Origin of the sequence: Streptomyces sp. MMG1533, from assembly GCF_001279775.1 — a bacterium.
In the GTDB taxonomy this organism is placed as follows: Bacteria; Actinomycetota; Actinomycetes; order Streptomycetales; family Streptomycetaceae; genus Streptomyces.
In genome coordinates this window covers 1-731 of the sequence record NZ_LGDG01000115.1, presented here as the reverse complement: position 1 = coordinate 731, position 731 = coordinate 1, and the positions used below count along the sequence as shown (strand labels likewise).

Annotated in this window: 1 pseudogene; it reads right to left on the bottom strand. The window is 73.2% G+C overall.

Annotated features, from left to right (window positions below):
- A pseudogene (locus ADK57_RS13220) lies at positions 1-731 on the bottom strand (IS200/IS605 family accessory protein TnpB-related protein); the annotation flags it as partial.

Here is a 731-nt window from a genome sequence, read left to right as displayed (position 1 = left end):
GCCGGTGAGGTCGTAGAAGTAGCGCTGCGGCTCGCCGACCGGGTTGCCGTGCACATCCAACTGCCAGGCGGCGAGGTGGTCGTCGTTCATGTCCACCCCCACCACCCCCCGCGCCAGGGCCGCCTCCAACGGTAAGACGGGGGCGGCGGTCCGCTGCCAGGAGGCGGTCACATACCAGCGGCCGCGCGCCACATCGTGGTGGATGCGGTAGGCCACCGCCCGGTTGGCGGTGACCCGGTCACGCCACTCCTGCCCCCGGTGCTGGAACCGTACGGTCGCGTCGAGGAGGTAGCGGCCGTGCGGTGCGTTGGCCAGGCAGGCCAGCGGGGCCGGGAGCTTGACCGAGACCTGTCCGGTGTCGGTCACGCGAATCGTCTCGTTGCCGAAGCGCTTGCCGGACTCCCCATCGGCGGCCAGGAACATCCGCTCCGCCCGCCACCGCTCCCGCCACGCCGCTGCGTCCAGCCCGGCCGCCTGCAGGTGGTGGCGGGTGTTCGCGAGGCGTTTGCCGCCCCGCAAAACCCGCACCCGGCCCGCCTGCCAGTCCGCCTCCACCACCACGAGCCGGTCCTTCAGGGTCTGCAGGCGCCGGGACTTGGCGTGCCACTCACCGCGCGAGGCATAGCCGCGCACCAGCCCTTCCCGCTTGTCCGCCTTCGCGCCCAGCGGCCGGGCCAGCCGCGCCTCGATCGACGCGATCTGCCCGCGCAGCCAGCCCAGATGGGCCACCT